At 41.7% G+C, this 549-nt stretch carries 1 protein-coding gene; it reads right to left on the bottom strand.

Annotated features, from left to right (window positions below):
- Positions 1–361: 361 nt before the first annotated feature.
- Positions 362–549, bottom strand: a 188-nt coding sequence (locus tag Q0852_RS23720; RefSeq protein WP_299022914.1) for a hypothetical protein, incomplete at its 5' end; no start/stop codon positions are given.

The raw sequence follows: 549 nt of genomic DNA, 5'->3' as shown, positions 1-549 counted from the left end.
ACGCTACCGCCGAACAGAATTATTTACCTGCCATATGATTAAGGCATCATACAACAAACAAAAGGTATAAGTTTGAAGTCGCTCAATTTTGGCCTTAAATATTAGGCACCTAGCCTCTTTTGAATGGATTTTGTGCAGGTAATTTTTAGAGGAATTAGTTCTGCAGCTAATTAAGAAAGGATTGCTCTTTACCTACTGATATAAACCGGAAGCTTCAGGAAAAATAGCAAAGATTAAAATCTGATAACCCTTAGCCAAAAGTTGAAAGCTGGTTTTCGATGAACTTTCTGGTATTTCTGACAGCCAGCACAACTTGTAAATCAAGCGTGCTGCGGACAAAGCCCTACAATCTCACAGTTCGTTATACCGATAAGCGTTCAGTTATATCGCCTGAGAAAATCAGCTTGATAGCCGCTAAGCTTGACCCAGAAAACTTGAAGCGAATACCACGTTGCCTGTGCTTTTTAAGCCATAACGCCTGCAATAAGGTGTGCCCCACGGAACCAGCAAAGCACACCAAACTCCCTACCAAAACCGCCGAGTGTAACG

It is taken from the genome of uncultured Photobacterium sp., from assembly GCF_947502415.1.
In the GTDB taxonomy this organism is placed as follows: Bacteria; Pseudomonadota; Gammaproteobacteria; order Enterobacterales; family Vibrionaceae; genus Photobacterium.
Note: the sequence above shows the minus strand (reverse complement) of the source record. Positions and strands in the feature narration are given on the sequence as shown.